The organism is Paenibacillus sp. FSL H3-0321 (genome assembly GCF_038002865.1).
Classification (GTDB): domain Bacteria; phylum Bacillota; class Bacilli; order Paenibacillales; family Paenibacillaceae; genus Paenibacillus_AQ.
The window spans coordinates 1117287-1140007 of sequence record NZ_JBBODH010000001.1; the positions used below are offsets into that span (position 1 = coordinate 1117287).

Sequence of the window (22721 nt, forward strand, 5' to 3'; positions counted from 1 at the left end):
CGCCGGACTCGATGTAGGAGTTTGCTTGCTTTATTTGTTCAAATTCTTCAGGTTTTCCTGCCATCTTTCCGTCTTATACTTCAGCAGCTTGGCATATCCATTCTTCTGGGCATCCACTTCAGCCTGATCGAGAATTGCCAGCACTTCTTCATCATTCTTGGCACTCAGGATGGCTTTGGATTTGGCCTTGTCGAACACATCCTTCACACTCTGAGCAATGATTCCCTCTTCACTGTCGCCTGGCGGGTCCAGATTAACGAATTCCGTCGTATTAAACTGCGTCTTCCAGGTGATTTCGAGCTGCCAGCGTGTCTCCCAGCTACGTTTGTCCTCCGGCAGCGTCTGTTCAAATTTGCTCTTCGACTTATCCACATAGACTGTGTTTCCTGTCCATTGGAAGTCCACGGTGGAGTTCATCAATTTGCTTAGGCCTTCAACATCACTTGTATATTTATCTGTGAAAATCGGAGAGTCCTCATCATCCGTTCCGTCCCAATATAAACCTTCCGGCCCCCACATCGTTACCCGCTGTCCTTCCGGTCCTGTCATCCAATCCAGGAAGGCAAAGACCGCCTCAGGATCTTTTGCAGCTTGTGTAATGACATTTACGTTCCAGCCCAGCTGATTGTAATCGCCCGGGAAGATTTTGTTACGATCCAGACCCTCTTTATGTATAGGCCAGACCATAATATACCCTGCCTTCGGATCTGCCGCCTTCAGCAGAGCATCCCCAGCAGCCCCGAATTCTGTTGGACTCGATGACGCGAATACGGCAATCCGTCCAGTGGTCACCTTCTCCGATACCTGCTCCCGCTTTTGTGTGAACGCATCTTGCGTCATCAGCCTTTCACGCATTAATTTACTCGAATATTGCATGGATTCACGGTATACCGGATCTTTAAAGATGGACGTCAGCTCATTGCCTTGAGGTACGGCCATAATCGAATTAAAGCGATAAGGACGGTTCTCCGCAAACGCCGAGGTTAAAATCTCAATTCCATCCGCCTGCCCGACTTCCAGCGGGATGACGTTCGGATACTTTTCCTTCACTTGCTTCAAATATTGATATAGATCCTCGGTAGTCTCTAATGAAGGCGAGCCCAACTCCTCATAGATTTTCTTGTTGACCATATATCCGGCATTGCCGTTAGGCTGCGAGGTATACCAGTTCGGGAATTGATACAGCTTGCCATCCGAGGAGCGCAGCATATTGAGCGTCGATTCTCCGGCCCATTTTTTCAAGTTAGGGTATTTGTCCAGATAATCATCCAAGGGCACCAGCAAGCCGTTCGCACGCAGCTTCTCAATATCGGAGCCTCGTTCCATCCACATCACATCCGGCAAATCGCCTGAGGCAATCATGGTGTTGAGCTTCTGCTTGGCATTCCCCCCGGAATTGATGGGAACGACATTGACTTTCTTAGTATCCTTTATCCATTTCGTAGCCGGATCTTCTCCCCAGGCTGGCATGGAGTACCAATCATAATGTCCATAGAATGAGAACTCCAGTGGCTTATCGCCAAGGGCAAATCCCCCTTCCTTGTTGTTCCCGGTAGACGTTTCTCCTGAAGGCTTGTTGGTTGAGTTCGTGTTGTTGCCGCTGCAGGCGGCCAGCATCGGCATGACCATCAGTGCAGTGGTCAGAAGCATAAACATGGATCTCCTCAGTTTTTCCATCTTAAAAACTCCCTTCAATATTCTATCTATTGGTCAAGCATGACGCTTGGAACCCGGAAGGAATGACCAGAGGGCCACTGGGCAACAGACTACTCTTTTAACGAACCTACCAGCACACCCTTCACAAAATACTTCTGAACGAAGGGATACACGCACATGATCGGGACGGTTGCAACCATCATGGTCGCCATGGACAAGGATTTGCTCGTGACGGTCTTCATTTGTTCCATGTGGCTTTTGGCCGCTGAATCCATCTGGCTCATCTGCTCGCTCATAATATTGGAATTGAGGATTTGCTGGAGCTTGGTCTGAATCGGCAGCAAATCGACATTGTTGATATAAATGCTTGGCATGAACCAGTCGTTCCAATGATAAATGGCTGTGAACAGTGACAATGTCGCGAGCACGGGACCGGATAAAGGAAACACGATGCGGAACAATATTCCCCAGTTGCTGCATCCGTCTATTTTCGCGGATTCTTCCAAGCCCCCGGGAAGCCCCAGGAAAAAGGTTCGGAAGATAATCATGTTCCACACGCTGATGATCCCCGGAATGACCAGAACCCAGAACGTATTCATTAGTCCCAGTTCCCGAACCAGCAGGAACGAAGGAATCAGACCGCCGCTGAAATACATCGTAACGATGCACATAATCATGTAATACTTGCGGCCTATCAACTCTTGCTTCGTCATGCCGTATGCCAGAATGGCCGTAGCCAGTATAGATAGCAACGTTCCGACTCCTGTCCGAAGCAGCGTGATCACAAAGCCGTTCACAAGCCTTGAATCCTCGAACACGATTTTATAATTGTCTAGTGTGAAGTCGCGGGGCCAGAAGGTAACTCCCCCCATAACCGTATCCATTCCGTTGTTAAATGAAATAACCGCCGCATTCCAGAAGGGATAGAACGTCACAAACGCCAATATCGATAGCAGAAAATAGATACTCCAGCTCAACATCTTATCTCCAAAACTCATCCTGTGCATGATGCAGCCGCCTCCTTCAAGTCATATCCCCGGATTACCATAAGCTGTTTCCCGATCTTCGTGAGAAGAGATTGGCCATAGTCAACATGCCTACGCTTATGATCGCCTTGAACAGTCCAGCCGCCGTCGCATAGGAGAATCTTGAATTCTCTATCCCTATCCGGTACACATACGTGTCCAGAACTTCGGAGACATCCCGCAAGACCGGGTTGGAGCCCAAGAGCAAAATATCCTCAAATCCCGCACTTAGCAAGTTGCCGATAGCCAGGATCATAAATATGGTAATGACAGGAAGAATGGAAGGAATGGTAATGCGGTAAATTTGCTTGAATCTGCTAGCTCCGTCAATGGAGGCTGCCTCGTAGATATGAGGGTCCACACCGGCAATCGCAGCCAGATACACGATGGACGCAAAGCCGATTTCTTTCCAGACACCTGTCGTTACGAGAATCGTCCAGAAGTATTCTGGTATAGATAGGAAGTTAATAGGCTCGTCGATCAGATGTACACTTTGCAGAAGAATGTTAATGCTGCCGTTATCGGTCGACAGGAGGGAAATGACAAATCCCGAGACAATAACCCAGGACAGAAAATGCGGCAAATAACTGATTGTCTGAACGACCCGCTTGAATGCAGCCTTTTTGACTTCATTCAGCATGAGCGCCAGAAGGATCGGAGCCGGAAAACCAACGAAGAACTTGAGCAGGCTGATCACCAGCGTATTACGCATCACGGTCCAGAATTCAGGAGCATTGAAGAACATCTCAAAATGCTTGAATCCGACCCAGGGACTATGTAGAAAACCTTTATAAATGCTGTAATCCTGAAATGCCATCAGCACCCCGTACATCGGAATATAACTGAAAACAAAGACGAACAACAATGCGGGAATTACCATCAGTTGAATATCCCATTGCTTGAAAAACCTTTGTGCCAGCGAATCCTGCTTTATCTTATGTTCTTTAGTGACTGAGACTGGAATCATTAACATCCCTCGCTCCCATGTGCTGTAAAATTAAAACCTTTTAACTTTTTTCCTAAAAAAATATCATTATAATTAAAACCTTTTAACTTTCGTTCGAAAAATAAAAGCCTCCTTCCATGCCCGTGAACATTTCATACAGTGAGAGGACCTTTCCCTAAAGGGATTGTAAGCGCTATTATCGTGTGTGTCAATACCGAAAATTTGTATCTGCTATAAATATTAAAGCGTCCTCTCCCTCTTTTATTATGTTAGTTTATATTACGTATCAGACGACTTGTTAGTAGGATTATAAAACATTGAAATGAGATTGTCGATACTTTTTGATGTTTTTAATTGTATTTCAGAAAAAACGAGGGGGAAACTACTGAAATCAGAATTTCCGCCCATACAGCGTTATGTATTGTGACATTAAACTCAAATTAGCTTTCTGCGTTAAAACAAGCATTTTGATTCTGTATTCTGAAAGGGTACAACATGAGCTGATCCATCTGAAACTGAGAAACAAAGGCGAATTCTCATTCATAATTGAACGGAAATTCGCCTTTATTTATTTTTGGGCATTTCACAAGTCAGTACTGGACCTTTGATCGTGCCGACAAGCTTAAGATGACAAACGCATCCTGAGCTTGCTTCAGTAATCCCGGCAGCCCAGCACCACCCTGCGAGATCGTGCCGGGCTTCAGATTTTCACATGCTAAGCCGAGTATTCCTCAGCCTCATCCCTGGACGGGGCTTCGCCCGACATTTGCTTCAGCAGCTTTTTCATCATGACGGAGGCTTTCACCTTGGTGTGCAAGCAGGGAGAAACTTCTATGGAATAATGGCCCTTGCGCACTGCTTCCCTCAACTCCTTCACCGTGGAGCAAGTGTATTCGAGCTTATTCAACACGCTACCATATTGCAGGCATTGATGGCTGTCGCTTCCGGCAATGACCGGTACACCCAGCTTGGCAGCAAAAGGAGTAATCAATGCGCGGTACGCCTCCGCTCCCTGCATGTAAATATCCTTGGCATTGAAATCAAAAGCATCCAGCCGGGCCAGCTGCTCCGGGTCCAGATGATGCAGCGGAGTGGATATCCGGAACGGGTGACCTCCGATTTTCCACAAGTCCCGGGAATCGGCCTGATCCAGCAGCTGACGGAACGGTATGAAATGCCCCTCCTTGGTGTAATCCTCAAGACTGGAACGGACATCCAGAATATTCTCCTTGAGCCCGATCAGCAAAATATGGCCCGTCTCGGCAATATCTACTTCCATTCCCGGAAAAATCTTCAGGCCGTCCGCCTCGTAATAATGGCCGTTGTAAGGATACATACGGTCCAGCGTCTCATACATCGCGAAGAAGTTGGAGGTGTTGAAATGCTCAGTCAGGGCGATGGCATCCAAACCGTTTGCTACAGCTTCCCTGACCATCTCCCGGAAGTAATCCGGGGAGAAGCTTGATTTCTTGGACAGCTTGCCATGGGTGTGCAGATCTATATTCATAAATGGATTTCTCTCCTTTGTGCTTGAGGGTGAGTTTAATAGAGCAAATTCGGATAGGCAGAACCCGCGAGAAACAGCAAACCTATATACACGGCAGAGCCTGCTATAAAAGCCCAGTCGGTTCGTTTCATAGCCAGATATGACAGCTTCATCTTTCGCACCTGCGGATTCTTCACTGCATAAGTATAGCCTCTGGTCTCCAGCGCTTCGACGGTTGTCCGCGAACGTTTGGCTGTATTCAGCATCAGAGGATAGAAGACCAGCACGATAATCCGCAAATAATAAGCGGCAGTTCGCCAGTACAGAATTCCATGCTTCAGCGGCCTTTGGCCTCTCAATCTGAACGAGAGCAGGATCTGGTGAAACTCTTCCAGCAGTGTGGGCAGAATCCGGTAACCGTAGGACAAGCTGAAGGCAAACGCATCCGGTACCCCTAGAGAGGACAGTCCGTCACTCAACCGCTCCGGGTCCAGACTGGAGAAGACGGTAATACTCGCCAGCGAAATAACAGAGAGCTTGAGCGTCAGCGTCAACATGGGCAGCAGCGATTCCGCCCCGCCCCCGAAGAACAGCGACACCAGGAACATCCAGCCGATCTGGCTGATCAACCCCAGGCAGAGAATAAATATGATATAGGGACTCACCCGGGACAGGATCGTCGTGATGACCATCAGCACAAACATACCAAGCAATATCGTCCGGTTGTACACAAACCAAGGCGCGATAGCGAAGAATACATACCAGATCAGCAGCGTGCGCGGGTCCAGCCTGCCGAGAAAAGTACTGCTGCTGTTGTAAGCATTGCCAAGCAGCTCCAGCTTGATCTGCTCGACTGAAATCCGGTTAAGTGCCCGTTTGACTGTTTCCACCATGCGTAACCGCCTCCTTTCTCCATTCCACATTCCCGGTAAATTCTTCGAGGCTGCAGCAGATGCGGGGCAGCCCCAGCATCCGGCTCAGCTCCATCAGCTGGGTTTCAGCCAGCCCGGCGCGGCGCAGCAACGCTCCGTCGGAGAATATTTCATCCTTGCTGCCGTCGGCAATAATCATCCCGTCGTTCATCACGATCACCCGGCTGGCCCATTCTGCTACCAGCGCCATGTCATGGGTGGCAATAACCACAGTCTCCACGTGACTGTGCAGCGTCTCCAGCACCTCTACCATCTCCTGCTTCGTTGAAATATCCAGGTTGGCGGTAGGTTCATCCAGCAGCATCACTGCCGGACGGACAGCCGCGCCAATCGCCAGCGAAACCCGGCGCTGCTGCCCGCCGCTGAGCAGGCGGGCGTCACGTTCGGCCAGCTCATGCAGACGGAAGGCCTCCATCATCGCTTCTACTGTTTCATCCGTATTGGCGAGCCGCCTTGCCTTCAAGTAATAGGCGATCTCTCCACGTACGGAGTCGTCGATGAACATATCCTCCGGGTTCTGGAACACATAGGAGGCAATACCGGAGAGGCGCTCCGGCGGCAAGCCGTTCACCTTCATTCCCTTAACATGAACGGTTCCTCCGGTTGGTGTGGTGATGCCGGCAATCAGCTTCATCAGCGAAGACTTCCCTGCGCCGTTATTGCCGATCAGTGCAACCGATTCCCCGGAGCGCAGCTCCAGGTTAATTCCTTTCAGCACCGGATGGACCGTTTTGTGGATGGTCCGGTAGGAGAGCAGGACCTTATCCATCTTGACAATGGCGTCCGTCTTCCGCTCAACGGGTACGGGAAGCTGCTCTGCGGTAATGGCGGACCATTCGCTGCCGCAGCGGCGCATGAAGCTGCCGCCGCTCTCTCCGGTGTTCAGCGGATATAGCGTTCCGCTCCGGGGTCCGGGCTGCAGCATCCAGGCTGCCCGGGTCACATCGGGCGGATAGATGCCCAGCACCAGCAGTTCCTCCACCGAAGACAACGCTTCGCGCACCGGCTTGTGCCAGCGCAGCCTCCCGCCGTCCATCAGCACAACCGAATGGCAATATTCCGCAATGAACTCAGCATGATGCTCGATGACGACGATGGTTTTGCCGTGCTGTTCATTCAGGCGGCGCAGAATGTCGTAGATTTGGCGAGCATGCTGCGGATCAAGCTGTGCGACTGGCTCGTCAATAACGAGAATATCCGGGTCCATCGCCAGCGCTCCGGCCAGCGCAAGCAAATGCTTCTGCCCGCCGCTGAGCTGCCAGATGAATTCGCTGCCCATACCGCTGAGTCCGGTCAGCGCAAGTGCCCGTTCTCCCCGCTCCCGGTAATCGGCCAGGCCGTAATTCAGCGGGGTGAAGCATACATCATCCAGCACGGTCGGACGGACCAGCTGATTCTCAAAATCCTGGTAAACATAGCCCATATGTCTGGAGAGCTGACTAACGCTTTTCCCGGTTGCAGATTCTCCGCGCAGTAAAACCTCACCTTCAAAATCACCAGTGTAATAATGCGGGATCAGGCCGTTGAAGCATTTGCAGAGCGTGGATTTCCCCGAACCGTTGCTGCCCATCACCGCAATAAAGTCACCTTCCTGAAGCTTGAGCGATACCTCCCGCAGCACCGGTTGCTCGGCACCCGGATACGTAAACGTTACTTCCTTCAGTTCAAGTACCGGTTTACGCATCAAATTGGCCTCCCCCCTGACGCCTGCGGGCAGCGCGGCGCAGCAGCACAATAATAACAGCTGCAGCAACAACCGCAGCGGCCAGCATGCTCAGCCAGATCAGACTTCCCTCATGAGATTCGGCCCCAGGCAGCTCGAACTCACCGATGCTCCAGCCGGATTCTGACAGCAGCTCCGCACCAAGCGCCAGTAGTGACAGGATGATTCCGCCAATGACGAGCTTCGGTGACAGCCAGGCACCGCTGGCGTATTTCATATTCCGTTCGCGGGGTTTCATTCCAAGCAGGGGTTCGATTTTGCCGTATAAACGCGGCACCAGGTATAACGTCGGCAGCAGCGCAAACAGGATGCCGGAGAACAGCACATCATTCAGAAAACCCACACCCTCGATGATTACAATACTTTCGGCCAGTCCTTTAACGGCTTCCAGCTCCTCTACCCCGACCCATACCTTGACGATGTCGATGACCGAGCTGAAGAACTGGTGGATGGCCACCCCGCTAATCGCCGCCACCCCAACCTGCCTGCGGTTCTTGGGATCGGAGACCATGCGGCCAGCCGTGTACATCGCCAGTGAGAAGGTAATGAATTTCTCCAGCTCTCCCAGCCCGCCAAATTGGCCGAGCATCAGTTCGCCGAAGATTATTTCTCCGACAGCAGCACCCACGGCGGCATACAACGGATGAAACAGCATGCAGAGCGTGAGCGGGATGAAAGCGAAATACTCGACAGACAGCTCAATCGGCCCAAGCTGCAGGCTTGGAATCAGCTCCGTGAACATGTTGGACAACCCGTACAAGGACATGGACAGCACAAAAATCATCATTTTTTGCGATTGGGTCAGTGTATAACGGTTTTTTAACGTACTCATGAACAATTCGGCCCCCTCCAGGAAATTACCTTAAGTATAGAAAGTGGGTGTCAGCACAGCTTTTCCCGATTGTTAATGCAATGTAATGTTTTTTTCAGTTTTTTTAACGGTGTAAATATATTTACAACACACTGGCGCCGTATAGTGGAAGCAGAATCTTCTAATCAGGAGGCCTTACCGCTATGTACAAAGACTGGAACCGCCGCCCCTTTTCACCAAATCAAAGGATCCTTGCCGATTTCATCCCCAAAAATGAGCAGCGCGTCCTCTACATGACCGAGCAGGAGATCGCCAACGAGCTGGGCTTAAGCATCGCTTCGGTCTCCCGGTTCTGGAAAGCCGCCGGGTTCAAGCATGCCAAGGACTTCAAAAACCGCCTCCGTTTCCGCTTTGAATCCACTCCGTCCGAGAAAATGCGCGATGTGATGCAGCGGACCGGAAGCGGCTCCCTCCCGCAAAAGCTGCTGGAAATCAGCTCGCATCATCTGGAGGAGACCAGCCGGTATTTGAATGACGCGCTGCTGCAGCGTGCGGTAGAAGCCCTGTCTGCGGCCAGGCAGATTTATGTTTACAGCCCCGGACCCTGTGCGGGCCTCGCTGAGCTAATGGCCTACCGGATGGCCCGCTTCGGGATCACGATCAAACGGATGGCCCCGAGCGGTCACGAGCTGCTGGAAACGTTGATGCATGCCGGGAAAAAGGATGTTGTGCTGGTGTTCGGATTTGTCCAGCTTTTGCCGGAAACGGAGGTAATTCTCGATTACGCGCGCGAAGCGGGGTATGTGGTCATCCTGATTACCGATAGACTGGTCTTCCCCCGTTCCTATGATGCCGATATCGTGCTGTACGCGGGACGCGGTGAAGTATGGGAGTTTCACTCCATGGTTGGCCCGACCTACATTATCGAGAATCTGATCCTCGGCGTGGGGCTATTGAGCAAGGAGCGTAGTCTGCGCAAGCTGGACAAGCTACAGCAGCTGCGGGCCCGATACGGCAGTAAGCTTCCCCGGAGCTGAGCCAGTTGAGCCGGAACTGAGGGCCGATACACAAGTTAGGTTAGTCAGACTAGTCTCGTTAGTAACACAGTCACCATCACGCTGGTATCGCCACACTAAAAAGTCTAAAGTTGCAAAAAAACGTCTAGTCAGAGGTGTGAAGTGCACCCCTTAGAATTGACATTGAAATAGACATTGGTATAGACAGTGGAATAAACCTTGGTCTATCTGGTGCCCCTGCTTCGGTTTTTTCAAGGTACCGCATATAGATTGTCAGGCGTTTAGAGGGATCCAATAAATCCGCATTAAGAGTTCAGCAGTTCGAGTAGAGGTTCAGTCCAGCCGCTGCCAGCGCGCAAAAAAATCTTTGGCGCAAAATGGAGTAGGCCAATCCGTTACAACACAAAAAGAGGAACGCAGTTCTTCCTGCGCTCCTCTTGATTTACATAACGGGTTTAAGTTTCATTCTGCCTATTGCCGTGTAGCCAGCAGCTCCTTGACGGCCTCAGGGTTATTAACTGGCTGGCGGCAGGCAAAGTTCCGGCATTCATACGCCGTCGCCTGCCCACCGACCGACGGCTTGTCCGCCAGATGCGGCAGCAGCTTCCGCAGCATATCCTCTCCGCTGCCTTCCCAGTTCACAATCAGTGCAGCATCCGGCAAGTAAGCCTGCTGCACCTGGGCGAGCATGCCGTGCAGGGCCGGGTCCTCCCGCTTGCCGGAGAGCACCCATTCCCTGCCGCCGGAAGCCATCGCCAGATGGGCCTGCAAATACATTGCATAACCCGGCGGGTACTCCGATGCTGCGGAGGACAGCACCGCTGCGGTCCGCTCAGCGATTGCCTTCAGCTCCACATCCTGCGAGATCACTGACAGCTTCCACAGCAGCTTCGCCGCCACGGAATTCCCGGATGGGATTGCTCCGTCATACAATTCCTTGGAGCGGATCGGCAGTTCTTCACCATCATGACCTGTGAAAAAGAACCCGCCGCCTGCCTCGTCAATGAACAGCTCCAGCAGTCCGTCCTTGAGCGTTAATGCACGCTCCAGGTAGAGAGCTTGGCCCGTAGCTTCATACAGCTCGGTCAGCCCCCAGAGCATAAAAGCATAATCATCCACATAGGCAGGGATTGCCGACTCCCCGTCACGATAGCGGGCCAGCAGCCTGCCATCTTCACGCCGCAGCTTCTTCCAGATGAAATCCGCCGCCGCCGCCGCTGCTTTGGCATACTCCGGCTTCTGCAGCGCCTTCGCTCCTTTCGCCAGCGCCGTGATCATCAGCCCGTTCCAGGAGGTCAGCACCTTGTCATCCTTGGAGGGATGAATACGCTGCTCCCGATACTCGAACAGCTTCTCGCGCCATTCGTCCGTTCGGGTCCGCAGTCCAAGCGGATTCATACCCATCCGTTCAGCCATTTCATCCGGCAAGCCCTGCAGCAGATTCGGAATATTGGCCCCTTCGAAATTGCCCTCCGGTGTGATCCCGTACACATGGCAATAGGAATGCATATCCTCAAGCCCCAGCGCTTCCTCAATCTGCTCACGGGTGAAGACATAGAACTTCCCTTCCACGCCTTCCGAATCCGCATCTTCCGCTGAGTAGAATGCCCCTTCAGGCGAGGTCATATCGCGCAGCACATATGTGAAGATCTGCTCCGCAATCTCCGCATACAGCGGCTTCTTCGTGATCTGGTACGCCTCCAGATAGGCAATAGCCAGCAGCGCATTGTCGTAGAGCATCTTCTCGAAATGCGGCACCAGCCATTCCCTGTCTGTAGAATACCGAGCGAAACCGAAGCCCACATGGTCGTACATCCCGCCCCGGTACATGGCATCCAGTGTCTTCTCTACCATCCGTAGCGCTTCCGGCTGATCATAGTTCTGACTGTACGCCAGCAAGAAAGACAAATTATGCGGTGAAGGGAACTTCGGCGCATTGCCGAACCCGCCGTATTCCTCATCGAATTGGCGGCGGTACAGTTCATAGGCTTCGTGCAGCAGTTCTTCGCCGGGAATTGCTCCTACGCTGCCTTCGCTGATACTTTGCGAGTTCTTCCGGTCCAGCGACTGAAGGTCCGCCAGCAGCTCATCTCCAAGCTTGTCCAGCGCTTCACCATCCTGCTCCCATTTGCGGTGAATTTGTTCCAGCACATCCATCAGTCCAATACGCCCGAACATCTGCCGCTTCGGAAAATACGTCCCCGCATAAAACGGCTTCTTCTCCGGCGTCAGCAGCACCGTCAGCGGCCACCCCCCGCTCCCGGTCAGCGCCTGACACACCGACATATACAGCGCATCAATATCCGGCCGCTCCTCGCGGTCAACTTTGATGGCGACAAAATTGTTGTTAAGAAGCTGGGCGACTTCTTCGTCTTCGAAGGATTCGCGTTCCATTACGTGACACCAATGGCAGGTACGTGTGGATCAACAACTAGCTATACCCAATAGATAAGAAGACGGGCTTGTTGTCGCGCTTGGCGATTTCAAAGGCTTCTTCCGACCAAGGGAACCAGTTCACAGGATTATGTGCATGCTGCAGCAAATACGGCGACTTTTCCTTGGCTAATCTATTGGGTACTTTTTGAGTTGTCATGGGGCATCACCTCGTTTCGTGTGGGATTTGGGTAAAGTGTTGCTTAGGGTTAGTTTACCCAAATTGGTGGGGGAAGGCTCAACCCACCGAACCTATAAAATCTATTTTAAGAAAGAAGGGCTTCAGATTTCACAAAATCGAATGCTTTATCTATTTCTTGTTTATCAAAAGTAATATTTGATATTTCTTTAACTAGATAATCATTGCCAATTTTGGTCAGTATGTAATTCATCTCAATTAAACAATACGGGAACAACAGTATTAAATTATTTTTAATACTATCTCTTTCAATCCAATCAATCATTTTTTCTTTCTTTGTGAGCTGTAATACTTTATTTTTCATTCCGTTTTTTTGCTTATCATTTTTTTCAATAATGACAGTTAATTTTGTATTCATATTATTTATTGCATTCTGCAAAGAACTTAATACAGTATCATTTAAAATATCCATACAATTAAACGAAGATATACAAACTTCTATTGGCTTAATATTTTTCAAAGAATTTAGAATAGCATTCAATTCATTTTGAAACAGGTATCTTTTAGTGAAATAGACATTATCAAATGGCTCTGCACTTATGCCCTTTTTATAATTTTCACTATTTATAAAATCAATCAACTGTTGAGAGTTTTTATTTCTATCAACATCTAAAGACGTTAAGCTTTTTTTATATTTTTCCATTTCAAATTTATTCTTTAGAAAGTTTCTTGCACCAGTACTAAAATGAAGTTGATCCGCTAAGGTATTTGCATAAATATTGTCTTTATCATTTTCACATTCAAATATTAAATCATTATCTTTCAGATCTTTGTAGATAAAAACTTTCTTAAATGAGTAACATAATTTTTCGTATTCTACAGATAGAATTTGATAGATTTCACTTTTTGCTATACCTGAATAATCAGAAATTTCTAATTCATCCCTCCGCTTTTGATAATATTCGTTAAAAGCAATAAAATGTTCATTTAAAAATTCTTCATTAATTTTAATTTTTTTATCAAGACAAGGATTCCCTAAGTTTGGGCGTTTAAAAGGATTATTAAGCTCCACAATGTCACCGGTTATTGCATTAATAAATATTTTATTCACTTCGTCTTTTTCAATTTTTGTTTCTTTCAAAGTTTTAATTGCTTCGCTACCTTGTGGCGCTAAAATTAATGTTCCACTTCTAATGTAGATTAGGTCTGCATTTGACATTCCACCTACTACATCATTAATAATTTCTTCCTCAACTCCAGTTATTTCAGAAATATTTGCAATCGAAGAGCATTTGCTATCAATTAATTTAAGTATTACCTCTGCAAAAAATGAAATCTGCTGCTCAATTCTTACTAACACATTTAATCCAATTTCAATATGAGGAATGAATAAATCAATAGTCTTTATAAATTCATATCCTTTTTTCTCCAGAGGAATATAATTACTCACATCATAAGAAACATCCCACATTATCTCACCTCAATGTTTTTCAGTTAAATTATTATAATCAATTATTTCACAATACTGATCATTATCTTTTACATATTTTATTATTTTAGGAAATAAATTTTCTTGAATTGTTATATTATTAAGAAAGTTAGAGTCTCCAACTATTATTAACAGTCTTTTAGCCCTTGAAAATGCTACATTTAATCTTTCTTTTGATTTCAAATGACCTATAGATTTCTTCTTCTTGTTGCTCTTTACTGTAGAATAAATAATAATATCTTTCTGTCCCCCTTGAAAAGCATCAACTGTATTTACTGATACCTTCTCACTCAAATTTTTGAATTGCACTGGCTGTATTACTTTTTGAATCAAATTTTTTTGAGCACTATATCCTGTTATTACTCCGACATCTAGATCAGAATCTTTATTCCCTTCGTCAATAATTTTAAGTTGTTCTTTAACTATATTGGCCTCAAACAAATTACTAAATGATGTCGAAACCGACTCTTCGTATCTTTCAGGACAATTGGATGTATCAATCCATATTATAGCTTTATCTCTATAACACTCGATAGGGTGAGTTCTAGAGGATGATGGAACCCCATTTGAGATGGCATTATCATAGAAAACTTGACTTATCATCGTGCCAATAACTGGATGCATACGATATTGAGTACTTAAAATTTGTTTGTTTTCATTGGGAAGATTTTCAAAAAGATTCATAAATATACTGTCGTATAAGGTACCCGAATCAAGATTGCTTTCTTTGAAAATGTCTATACTTTTATCAATTAAGTCTTTATCAAGAACGGGGGGCAATTGTTTATGATCTCCCACCATTATTATTTTTTTTGCTCTAATGATTGATATGAGTAATTCTGGGAAAGTTGCTTTTGCAGCTTCATCAATTATTACATAATCAAATACCATATCATTTATCGCTCGATTTGATACAACACCAGTACAGGTTCCTGAAACTATAATAGCGTTTTTTATAAAGTATTGTTGTATATCACTTTTCCCAGGAATTCTATTAATCCACTCCTGTTGGATCAACAACCACTTAAATTCTTTACTATCAATAAGTTCCTTGGAGTATTTCGACTCAAATCTATTAATAATTCCCATTTCTTGCGAGTATAAATTTTCGTTTTTTTCATTATTATTTATTATATTCTTAGCAATGATATATTTATTTAGATTATCTGGATCAAATTCAATATCTTTAATTAGTTTTCTTGCAAAATCATTACTCTTATTAATTATCTTATTTATCCATCTAGATTGGGCATATTCGACTGCATATTTCTCTTTTACCATCTCAGTTAAATTTTCATCTCTTCCAATTCTTATAACCTTACTATTATCATTAGACGAGTTATCTAGATCCTCAAGCATCTTGTCAACTGCTGCATGAGATTGTGAGACTAACAAGATATTTTGTTTAAAAATATTCCCCAATTTATTCAAGTTCAATATTTGCCTAATTATCTCTATTATAACATTTGTTTTGCCTGTACCTGGAGGACCTTGAATAAGAGCAATGTCCTGAGAATTCAGAACTTTTTCTACTGCTCTTTTTTGAATAGAATCTAATGTTGTATTGAAAAAATCTAATTTTTGAGACGAGTTAAAGTGTGTCGCTAATTGAATCCCAGAAAAGATACTTTTTAAATTAGAACTGCTAATATAATCTTCATAATTAAAGGCGTGTAATGCTCTTTTCTGTCTGTTGATAAGAATTAAATTTTGTGTAAAATCCTCATAAATAACTCCTCTTTTAGTTAAATTTCCTTTTACTTTCTTGTTTTCATTTCCTATTTTTAGAAAATACTTATTATTTTCATAAAACAATTTCTCTTTTGTCCCAATCTTAAAGATTTTCTTGTTTTCATTTTCATATACAAATGAAATTTCAGTTCCCGTTTCATCTAATTTAAAATAATCTTCTTCATTTATTGTAAAAATATAGGATCCTTCTTTATATTCATATGATTCGTAGCTAACTTTCAACACACTTTTTTTGTATTCCCCCTCCATAATTTCAAGTAATTTATTCCACGAGTAAAATTTTTTAGTGTATTCGTTATTTACATTTTCCGACGATAGATAATATGATTTATGGGTTTTTACATCAACTGTCAATTCAAAATTATTATTTGAAGGTGATCTCATACTTGAAAAAATGAACCTTATATCTCCATTAACAAACATCGCCTTTTTCTTGATTTCTTCACGGGTATAAGGTTGCAGCTTATTTAATTTGGTTATTTTAAATAGTTCTTGATCCAAATCATAACAACACTCCATGTAACAATGTGTGCCATATAATTTATATATTTCATTTTCTCGTTCCTCATTATCAACAAAAAAATAAGCTTCCATAAATTCTTCATATAAATTATTATTCAAAATATCATTACCATTTAAATTACTTGGCACTAAGGATAAATTTTTCATATGACCTATTAGGCCAGAGTGTAGAGAGAATATGTATGTTCTATCTAATTTGTTAAATCTTCTAAATAACTTTATAAATGATTTTTTCACCTCAAAAATATTAGCATATCTTTCGTTCATAGATTTTCTAACCATTCTCCCAATAATATGCTTCAACTCAATGTCAATTCCGCCTGTACCTTCTAATGTGTGCTCAAATTCATCTACTAATGGTGGTTCCTCTCCAGTAAAGAGATAATAGATTACAGCTCCCAATGAATAAATATCACTTTGTTCTGTCGCATTCTCACTATGATTACGAACTTCTGGTGCGGCATATTTATTTGTTGCAAATTGATATAAAGTATCAACGTTAACCATATCTTTAATCTTACTTATACCAAAATCTATTAGTTTAACATTCTGATCCAATGTAATCATTATATTTCTAGGGTTTATATCTCTATGTATAATATTATTCTCATGTGCAACCTGAACTGCATTTATCATGCTACTGATGAGTTGAAACTTTGACTGATTACTAAGTTCAATTACATCATACTGTTCTAGATTTTCACCTTCTATATACTCGAGGAATATTCTCCCGCATTTTCCATTTTTCTCATCGTGATAAATTTCAAAATGTTCTAATCTAACTATATTCTCACACATTCTAAGTTTATTTAAAGCACCAACCTCCCTTTGAAAAATCACGTCATACAATGGTGTGTTAATACCTCTAATAATTTTGAGAGCATATGATTTATTATTAGATTCATCTCTTATTTCATAAACTGAAGAAAAGCTATTCTTGTCAGATTTTAATGTTTTAATTTCAATAAATTTTTCTATCATTTCTTTATCCCCCAACTTCCTAGAATTTTCACAATTAGCACTTTAAATGATATGTCCGGAAAATTAAAATTAGACAAACGAATAAATACATTAATTAGATTTTTGTCGAAGCTCAAATATGATAGGTATATTGTACCATATAAAAAGAGACTTCTGGAATTTTTCCCAGAAGTCTACACAGTAGACTTGCAAAATCAAATCATTTATAATAAACCGTCAACTCCACCCGATTCCCTTCCCGGTTATACACAAACCCGCTCTACCAGCTTCTTCAGCGCCCTAATTCTTCTCTTCCAGTTTAGCCGTACCGCGGCGTTTCTCACTTCATTGAAGTGTGACCTTATTGAGATAGTAACTCCATTGTGTTCATCCAATTACTCTTCTTCGATATCAAATCTAAAAACTAAATGATCCAAATTTTCTACTTTTACACTAACCGCATCAAATATTTTACCATTCACATCCACTTTTTCAACTTTAGGATACACCCCGACAAAATAGCATCTGATTTCTCCTTCAAATGTTGTGAGCTTTTCAAGTACTTCAAGCAGTTGATTTTTCTTATTATATGATTTGATCTGATCTGAATTGAGGTATATGGTCATTTCTAGCGACTGTCCATTTACCCAAGCTTTCTTTATGAATTTTATCTTGTAATTATTACCATATTTTTTTAATTGGGTTACTCCCCCCCAATAGATATAGCCTTCTCCATCTTGGAAGTATTCACTTTTTTTAAAAAATGAATAATACGATTTCTTTTTCCCATTAATGGTAAGAGATACTGCTTTCAATGTCCGTTCATCGTTATTTTCATAACAATCGATTATTTGTTCAAAATAATGAGTTTTTACATTTGAAAACTTATTTGTACTTGATCCAGAACTTTTGGACCGTCTAGTGTTATTCAATGCTGTATCTCTATCATTAGTGTTGCTATTATCGGTTTTTCGGATACTATTTTTTGATAGAGTCGGTTTGACAAGTAAAAACTCTGTAGGAATTATACTTTTTTTCTTATTATTAGACTTCTTCGCATTTACTTCTATAGTAGATTCGAAATCGACATTGTAGTAATAATTACACTTTTTCGGAATCTGAATGTGGTTTATGGAACTTTTTGTTCTAAAATGAATTTTTGTTTTGGTTTTTTCTTGTCTATAAATCGCAACTGGAAGTAACGTTACTCTACAGTTTTCACTAGGACATTGAAAAGTAAGTCTTTTCAAATAATATTCGGAATCTTCACTAAAATATAAATCTCTAGCTTCATATGGATTGATATAATCATTTGTCTCTACACAAAACGCTTTTTCAAATTTCATACTTTCCCTCCATAGTACTTCCAAGAATGATTTTTGTATTAAATAATATCGATTAGCTGAATTTTATTTATTAAACCTATCAGGTGAATACGTTTTCTAAAGTAATTCAAAACAAATATCACTTTTTCAATACTAGTAACTTTTCCATTATACAACAATCGACAATATGTAAGTGAGCATTTTGCATTAATCTAAGTCCTTGCTAGACAAAGGAATTTCGGGCATAAAAAAGGACTTCACCCCAACTTGGAGAAGTTTTTTGGTGACGAAACCAAAACACTCAAGAGGAGGAAGTCCCCTTTGTATATTCTCCAAGAAAGTCTATTTTCCTTTGAGGAGCTTCAAAAAATCGAATCCAAAGAACGACTGCCTATCTTTTTCAGCGCACTCGACCTGCGACCTTACGCGAGAGAATTGAGAAGTCGCTCACCCCGAGGAGCGGATGGACACTGTCGTCAAGGCATTCTTCGCGCGTTACTCGCGGCTCCCTTAGAGAACATCAATACGTTTAGCAGCCTAGAGCGCAGACTGGAGTTTGACCTTCGTTTCCGTTACCAATGTGGACTTCGGTTGGATCGCCCTGCCCCTTCCATTTCTACGTTAAGCCGAGTCTTTGCCGGGTTGACTCACAAAGGCCTTGCCCAGCGGTTGTTTGAGGATCTTGTGGCTCAGTGTCAAGAGGCTGGAATTATTGACGGCACTCATGTCGCCATCGACAGTGCAGCCATTGACGCTTACGAGAAAAAAGAACCCAAGCGAAAAAGCGAACTCACCGGTAATGCCAACTGGGGTGCAAAGTTTGACACCTTTAGCAACAAGGTCAAGTGGTTTGGCTATAAGTTGCATCTGGCCGTCGATGCCAAGAGTGAACTACCCATGGCGCTCAAGGTGACCCCTGCCCATGTGAACGACGGAGACGAAGGGCATGCGCTTATGGCGCTTATCGCTGCGAAATCCAAAACGAAATTCTTCATACTGGATGCGGGCTATGACCAAATGAAAAACTACGAGGCAGCCCAGGGCGCCAAGGCACAAGCCATTATTCCGCTGAATCCCCGAAATGAAAAGGAACCGCCAGCAGGGATCACACGAAAAGGCACGCCCTGTTGTTCGATGGGTTGTCCCATGACGTATTGGGGACAAGAAAAGGCACATTTGAAATTCCGTTGTCCGCATGCGACAGGTCAAGTGGATTGTCCTTTAGGCATGGCCGCTTGTTCGTCCTCCAATTATGGAATGGTGATCAAAATCAACAGTCAAACGGATCTCCGGCGCTATGCGTTACCGCATCGGGAAAGCCGAGGCTGGAAGGAGCTTTACAATAAACGAACCAGTGTGGAACGCTGCAATTCTCGAATGAAGACCTATTTAACCGCAAACCATCTCCATGTCTGGGGGATTCAAAAAGTGACAACCCACCAATATTTGAATGCGATTGTGTTACTTGCCTCTGCACTCGCCATCGCGAAGCAACAAATTCACAACGCCGCTTAAAAACTTCAGCTTCACCAAAATTCTGCCCGTCTGCCTATTTATAGCTCAGCTCTCACAAAACTGGAATTTCGCTGTGGTCTGAACATGACTCTGAAAATAAGTAAGAATTATGCAAAATGCTCAAATATAAGGAATACAATTGATTAAACGAAATCATCGTGTTTAAATAGCCTTTTTGAAGCATGTTTTTATTATACTATTAAATGGAAGAACATGGCGATCACTAATCTTATACTTTCAAACAAAAAGCCTCCGCCAGTTCCTTTGGCAGAAGCTTCTTAACAATTGATTCACGCGAACATCCCAGTTATGTGGCTGTGTACACAGTTAATGAAATCAAAATTTAAAACTTCGCCAATTAACTTGATTAATCGCAATAGCAGTAATAAAGCAATTATTAAGTACATTGTAAAAATTGTAATCTCCCTGCTTATAAATTAATCCAGTAGAATTTATTAATATGAAAATTACTATATAGATTAAGTTGATATGTGATACTAGAACCTCAGAAGTGTATTCATGTTTAATTTTTTTCTGACTCATAACAACAGAAATAAAAAACTGATTAACCCATACTCCTACTAAGCGATATAAAATTAGAAATAATGTAATCAGAGTATAGAGTATACTATTAAGATTAATTGTGAAATTGGGGACAAATAAAAACAGCAATGCACTACTACCCAGAATAAGTAACAAATATATGAAAGAGGTAACAATCATAGTGGTAATTGTCGAGTATACTTTAAACAATATAACTACTATAAAAAATATAATCGCATCTACAATTAATGTAATAAGTAAAATTCTTGTAAGGCTGTTATACACACTAACGCCTATTAAGATGCCCATTAACAAGAACAATATAAACTGATTGATTTTATTTTTGTAATTTAAATGACTCAAAATCATTATTACTCCTAATAAAGAACCCATAGCCGAAATAAGAGTGACAAGGATCGCATAGTAAAGAATTCTGGGTTCCTCATGAAGGTTCAGATCAGGCGTGTACTTTTTTAGTGCAAAAATAGAGCCCCACAATATTATCATGCCAGCAATAGAAAAACTTATTTTAAATTTAGTTGAAGTATTGGATATAAAAAATGAATTGCTCATTTTTAGTAATGGTCACCCCGAATAACAGCATTCTTTTCTAAACATAAGCCACAAGATTAACTGTCTTATCATACCACAAAATGGATGAATATGACGAACGTTGTTCCTGTATCCTAATGAATAACTTCCACTAATACTATTAGCTGAAGCTTTTATAGAAATTGACCCACACAAACATCTCATCAATGACATGTCGGTTAAAGCCACACTACGAATACCCAATAGATAAGAAGACAGGCTTGTTCTCCTGCTTAGCTTTATCAAAAGCCTCTTCCGACCAAGGGAACCAGTTCACCGGGTTGTGTGCATGCTGCAGCAGATACGGCGACTTCTCCTTGGCTAATCTATTGGGTACTTTTTGAGTTGTCATGGGGCATCACCTCGTTTCGTGTTGGGTTTAGGTAAAGTATTGCTTAGGGTTAGTTTACCCAATAAGGTGGGGGGAGGGCGTAAGGGAAGAACAAAATCTCCCTGCTGAGTGACTATCTTTATGGCCAGCGATAATTTATCTGCTGACTTCTCTTCTTTCACCAAGTATCCGCCACAAGCTAAGTAGATAAACTCCGGGGATTCTCAAAATGTCACGATGAAGGCAAATCCCCGGCGCGTTCATCCCTCACCCGGTATACTAAGAGAGGATTTCCCCTCTCACATACCTTCTTCACTTTTAGGGCATTTCCAACTTGAACCGGTTGCTGGAAGTGACGGAAAAGCTGAAAAAAAACCGGATGTGCGGCTTGTTAAATTATCGGCCTGCAGGATGGTGACCTCTGGATTGGAGCAAGGGGATAATCACGAGAAATTCGATAAGATATGGGGACGGCTTGCATTTGATGAACGGCCCTGGCATGCTGTGATGTTTCAGGTTACTGTCCCACATACATACGAACGCTTGAGCTACCGGCAGGTAGAGTATTTTTTCCCGGTTAAGATTCGGGAGGGGTAGCGGATCTCAGTCTGTACCGCTCCTCCGTCATGTAACAATAGTTTGAATACGCGCCTCAATTTTATTGCACAGTCTTATGTGATTTCGTATGCTGAAATTGCTTATAAAATAAATATAATTACCATCATCATATATGAATATCGGATATTCTTTTTTAACAATATGTATACAATGCCATATAGAATGGACATGAAGAAAGCATAAACACCTGTTAGACTTCCTTGGAGCAAAATGTGTATGAGTCCCCATGTGAGCGCAAGAAAAATCCCTCCATAAGGCAGACCGCCTCTTTTCATGAGCGTTTCACCGAATTTTTGTCCAAAAACAATCGTTAGCAGAATCAAGGCAGCTTCAAACAAGTAATAGATATTTTGAAAAATGAATTTAACGATACCATTGTATTCTTGAACTGGCTTAAAGCCACCCCATGCAATAGTGGTAACTGTAATTGCTATAACAGAAATCACAACCGCAAGTAACCATCCCTTGGAGTCTGGCGCTTCGTTTAACTTCATAATATCAAAGGAATATTTCTTCTTTGAAAGCCTTATCAAAAATAGTGCCATACTCCCCCACAAAATGCATGTAAGCACCCAGTGTATACAATGATGGATGAGGGTATATTCAGAACCTCCAACACCGAATATAAAAGGCAATAGCATGGACAGTACAATTTCAAGACCGAATCCTGCAAAAGCATATAAACCTAATGCAAGATAATCGCTTGCTCCAATTTTGTTTTCTCCCATAACCTGAATCCTCCTGCTAACATAAATTTTCCACTCTTCGCAGAATACTCCAAGATAGTCGATAAAAGCATTTTTTCCATTGTAGAAGTTTCGACACCAGATTTTTTCGATGCTGTTTTAATTATACAATGAAATGGAAGAATATTGCTATTGCTAATTCTATACTTTCCGAACAAAAAA

The 22721-nt window shown here is 43.4% G+C and carries 16 protein-coding genes; 2 read left to right on the plus strand and 14 right to left on the minus strand.

Annotation, left to right across the window (positions count from 1 at the left end; genetic code table 11):
* Positions 1–30 precede the first annotated feature (30 nt).
* The 7 genes from MHI45_RS04830 to MHI45_RS04860 form a co-directional block, all read right to left on the minus strand.
* Positions 31–1677, minus strand: a complete 1647-nt coding sequence (locus MHI45_RS04830; RefSeq protein WP_076110144.1) for an extracellular solute-binding protein — start codon at positions 1675–1677, stop codon at positions 31–33.
* 89 nt (positions 1678–1766) lie between these two features.
* Positions 1767–2663 (minus strand): carbohydrate ABC transporter permease, encoded by an 897-nt coding sequence (locus MHI45_RS04835; protein WP_076110145.1) that lies wholly within the window; start codon positions 2661–2663, stop codon positions 1767–1769.
* A 34-nt stretch (positions 2664–2697) separates the two neighbouring features.
* Positions 2698–3648 carry an ABC transporter permease gene (locus MHI45_RS04840; RefSeq protein ID WP_144024284.1) on the minus strand — a complete coding sequence of 317 codons (951 nt, stop codon included), beginning with the start codon at positions 3646–3648 and terminating at the stop codon, positions 2698–2700.
* A gap of 694 nt (positions 3649–4342) precedes the next feature.
* The gene (locus MHI45_RS04845; protein WP_076110148.1) at positions 4343–5134 is read right to left on the minus strand and encodes a PHP domain-containing protein; all 792 of its coding nucleotides are present in this window, start codon (positions 5132–5134) and stop codon (positions 4343–4345) included.
* Between the two features lie 35 nt (positions 5135–5169).
* Positions 5170–6006 (minus strand): energy-coupling factor transporter transmembrane component T family protein, encoded by an 837-nt coding sequence (locus MHI45_RS04850; protein ID WP_306080818.1) that lies wholly within the window; start codon positions 6004–6006, stop codon positions 5170–5172.
* A complete protein-coding gene (locus MHI45_RS04855; protein WP_076110149.1) occupies positions 5978–7729 on the minus strand; it encodes an ABC transporter ATP-binding protein in 1752 nt (583 codons plus the stop codon). The genes MHI45_RS04850 and MHI45_RS04855 overlap by 29 nt, the downstream gene beginning before the upstream one ends.
* Positions 7722–8600: a cell division protein FtsQ gene (locus MHI45_RS04860; RefSeq protein WP_076110150.1), complete on the minus strand. Its 879-nt coding sequence runs from the start codon at positions 8598–8600 to the stop codon at positions 7722–7724. The genes MHI45_RS04855 and MHI45_RS04860 overlap by 8 nt, the downstream gene beginning before the upstream one ends.
* Positions 8601–8782: 182 nt before the next feature.
* Between MHI45_RS04860 and MHI45_RS04865 the strand changes: the two genes are divergently transcribed.
* Positions 8783–9616 (plus strand): MurR/RpiR family transcriptional regulator, encoded by an 834-nt coding sequence (locus tag MHI45_RS04865; protein WP_076110151.1) that lies wholly within the window; start codon positions 8783–8785, stop codon positions 9614–9616.
* A 450-nt stretch (positions 9617–10066) separates the two neighbouring features.
* On the opposite strand, the gene MHI45_RS04870 is transcribed toward MHI45_RS04865, so the two are convergent.
* From MHI45_RS04870 to MHI45_RS04890, 5 genes are all read right to left on the minus strand, one after another.
* On the minus strand, positions 10067–11989 hold the full coding sequence (locus tag MHI45_RS04870; RefSeq protein ID WP_076110152.1) for a thioredoxin domain-containing protein: 1923 nt from the start codon (positions 11987–11989) through the stop codon (positions 10067–10069).
* Positions 11990–12026: 37 nt separating this feature from the next.
* The gene (locus tag MHI45_RS04875) at positions 12027–12188 is read right to left on the minus strand and encodes a DUF255 domain-containing protein (RefSeq protein WP_076110153.1); all 162 of its coding nucleotides are present in this window, start codon (positions 12186–12188) and stop codon (positions 12027–12029) included.
* 106 nt (positions 12189–12294) lie between these two features.
* Complete coding sequence (locus tag MHI45_RS04880) at positions 12295–13617, minus strand: hypothetical protein (protein ID WP_341118912.1); 1323 nt, start codon at positions 13615–13617, stop codon at positions 12295–12297.
* A 30-nt stretch (positions 13618–13647) separates the two neighbouring features.
* Positions 13648–16911, minus strand: coding sequence for an AAA domain-containing protein (locus MHI45_RS04885; protein ID WP_341118913.1), 3264 nt, complete (start codon positions 16909–16911; stop codon positions 13648–13650).
* Positions 16912–17285: 374 nt separating this feature from the next.
* The gene (locus MHI45_RS04890) at positions 17286–18236 is read right to left on the minus strand and encodes a hypothetical protein (protein ID WP_076114662.1); all 951 of its coding nucleotides are present in this window, start codon (positions 18234–18236) and stop codon (positions 17286–17288) included.
* Positions 18237–18536: 300 nt separating this feature from the next.
* Here MHI45_RS04890 and MHI45_RS04895 point away from each other — a divergent pair, with 300 nt between their 5' ends.
* Entirely contained in the window at positions 18537–19730 is a 1194-nt protein-coding gene (locus tag MHI45_RS04895) for a transposase (RefSeq protein WP_341159855.1), read from the plus strand.
* Between the two features lie 1324 nt (positions 19731–21054).
* On the opposite strand, the gene MHI45_RS04900 is transcribed toward MHI45_RS04895, so the two are convergent.
* Positions 21055–21216 (minus strand): DUF255 domain-containing protein, encoded by a 162-nt coding sequence (locus MHI45_RS04900; protein ID WP_076114599.1) that lies wholly within the window; start codon positions 21214–21216, stop codon positions 21055–21057.
* 677 nt (positions 21217–21893) lie between these two features.
* Positions 21894–22541, minus strand: a complete 648-nt coding sequence (locus tag MHI45_RS04905; protein WP_076114601.1) for a hypothetical protein — start codon at positions 22539–22541, stop codon at positions 21894–21896.
* Positions 22542–22721: the final 180 nt, after the last annotated feature.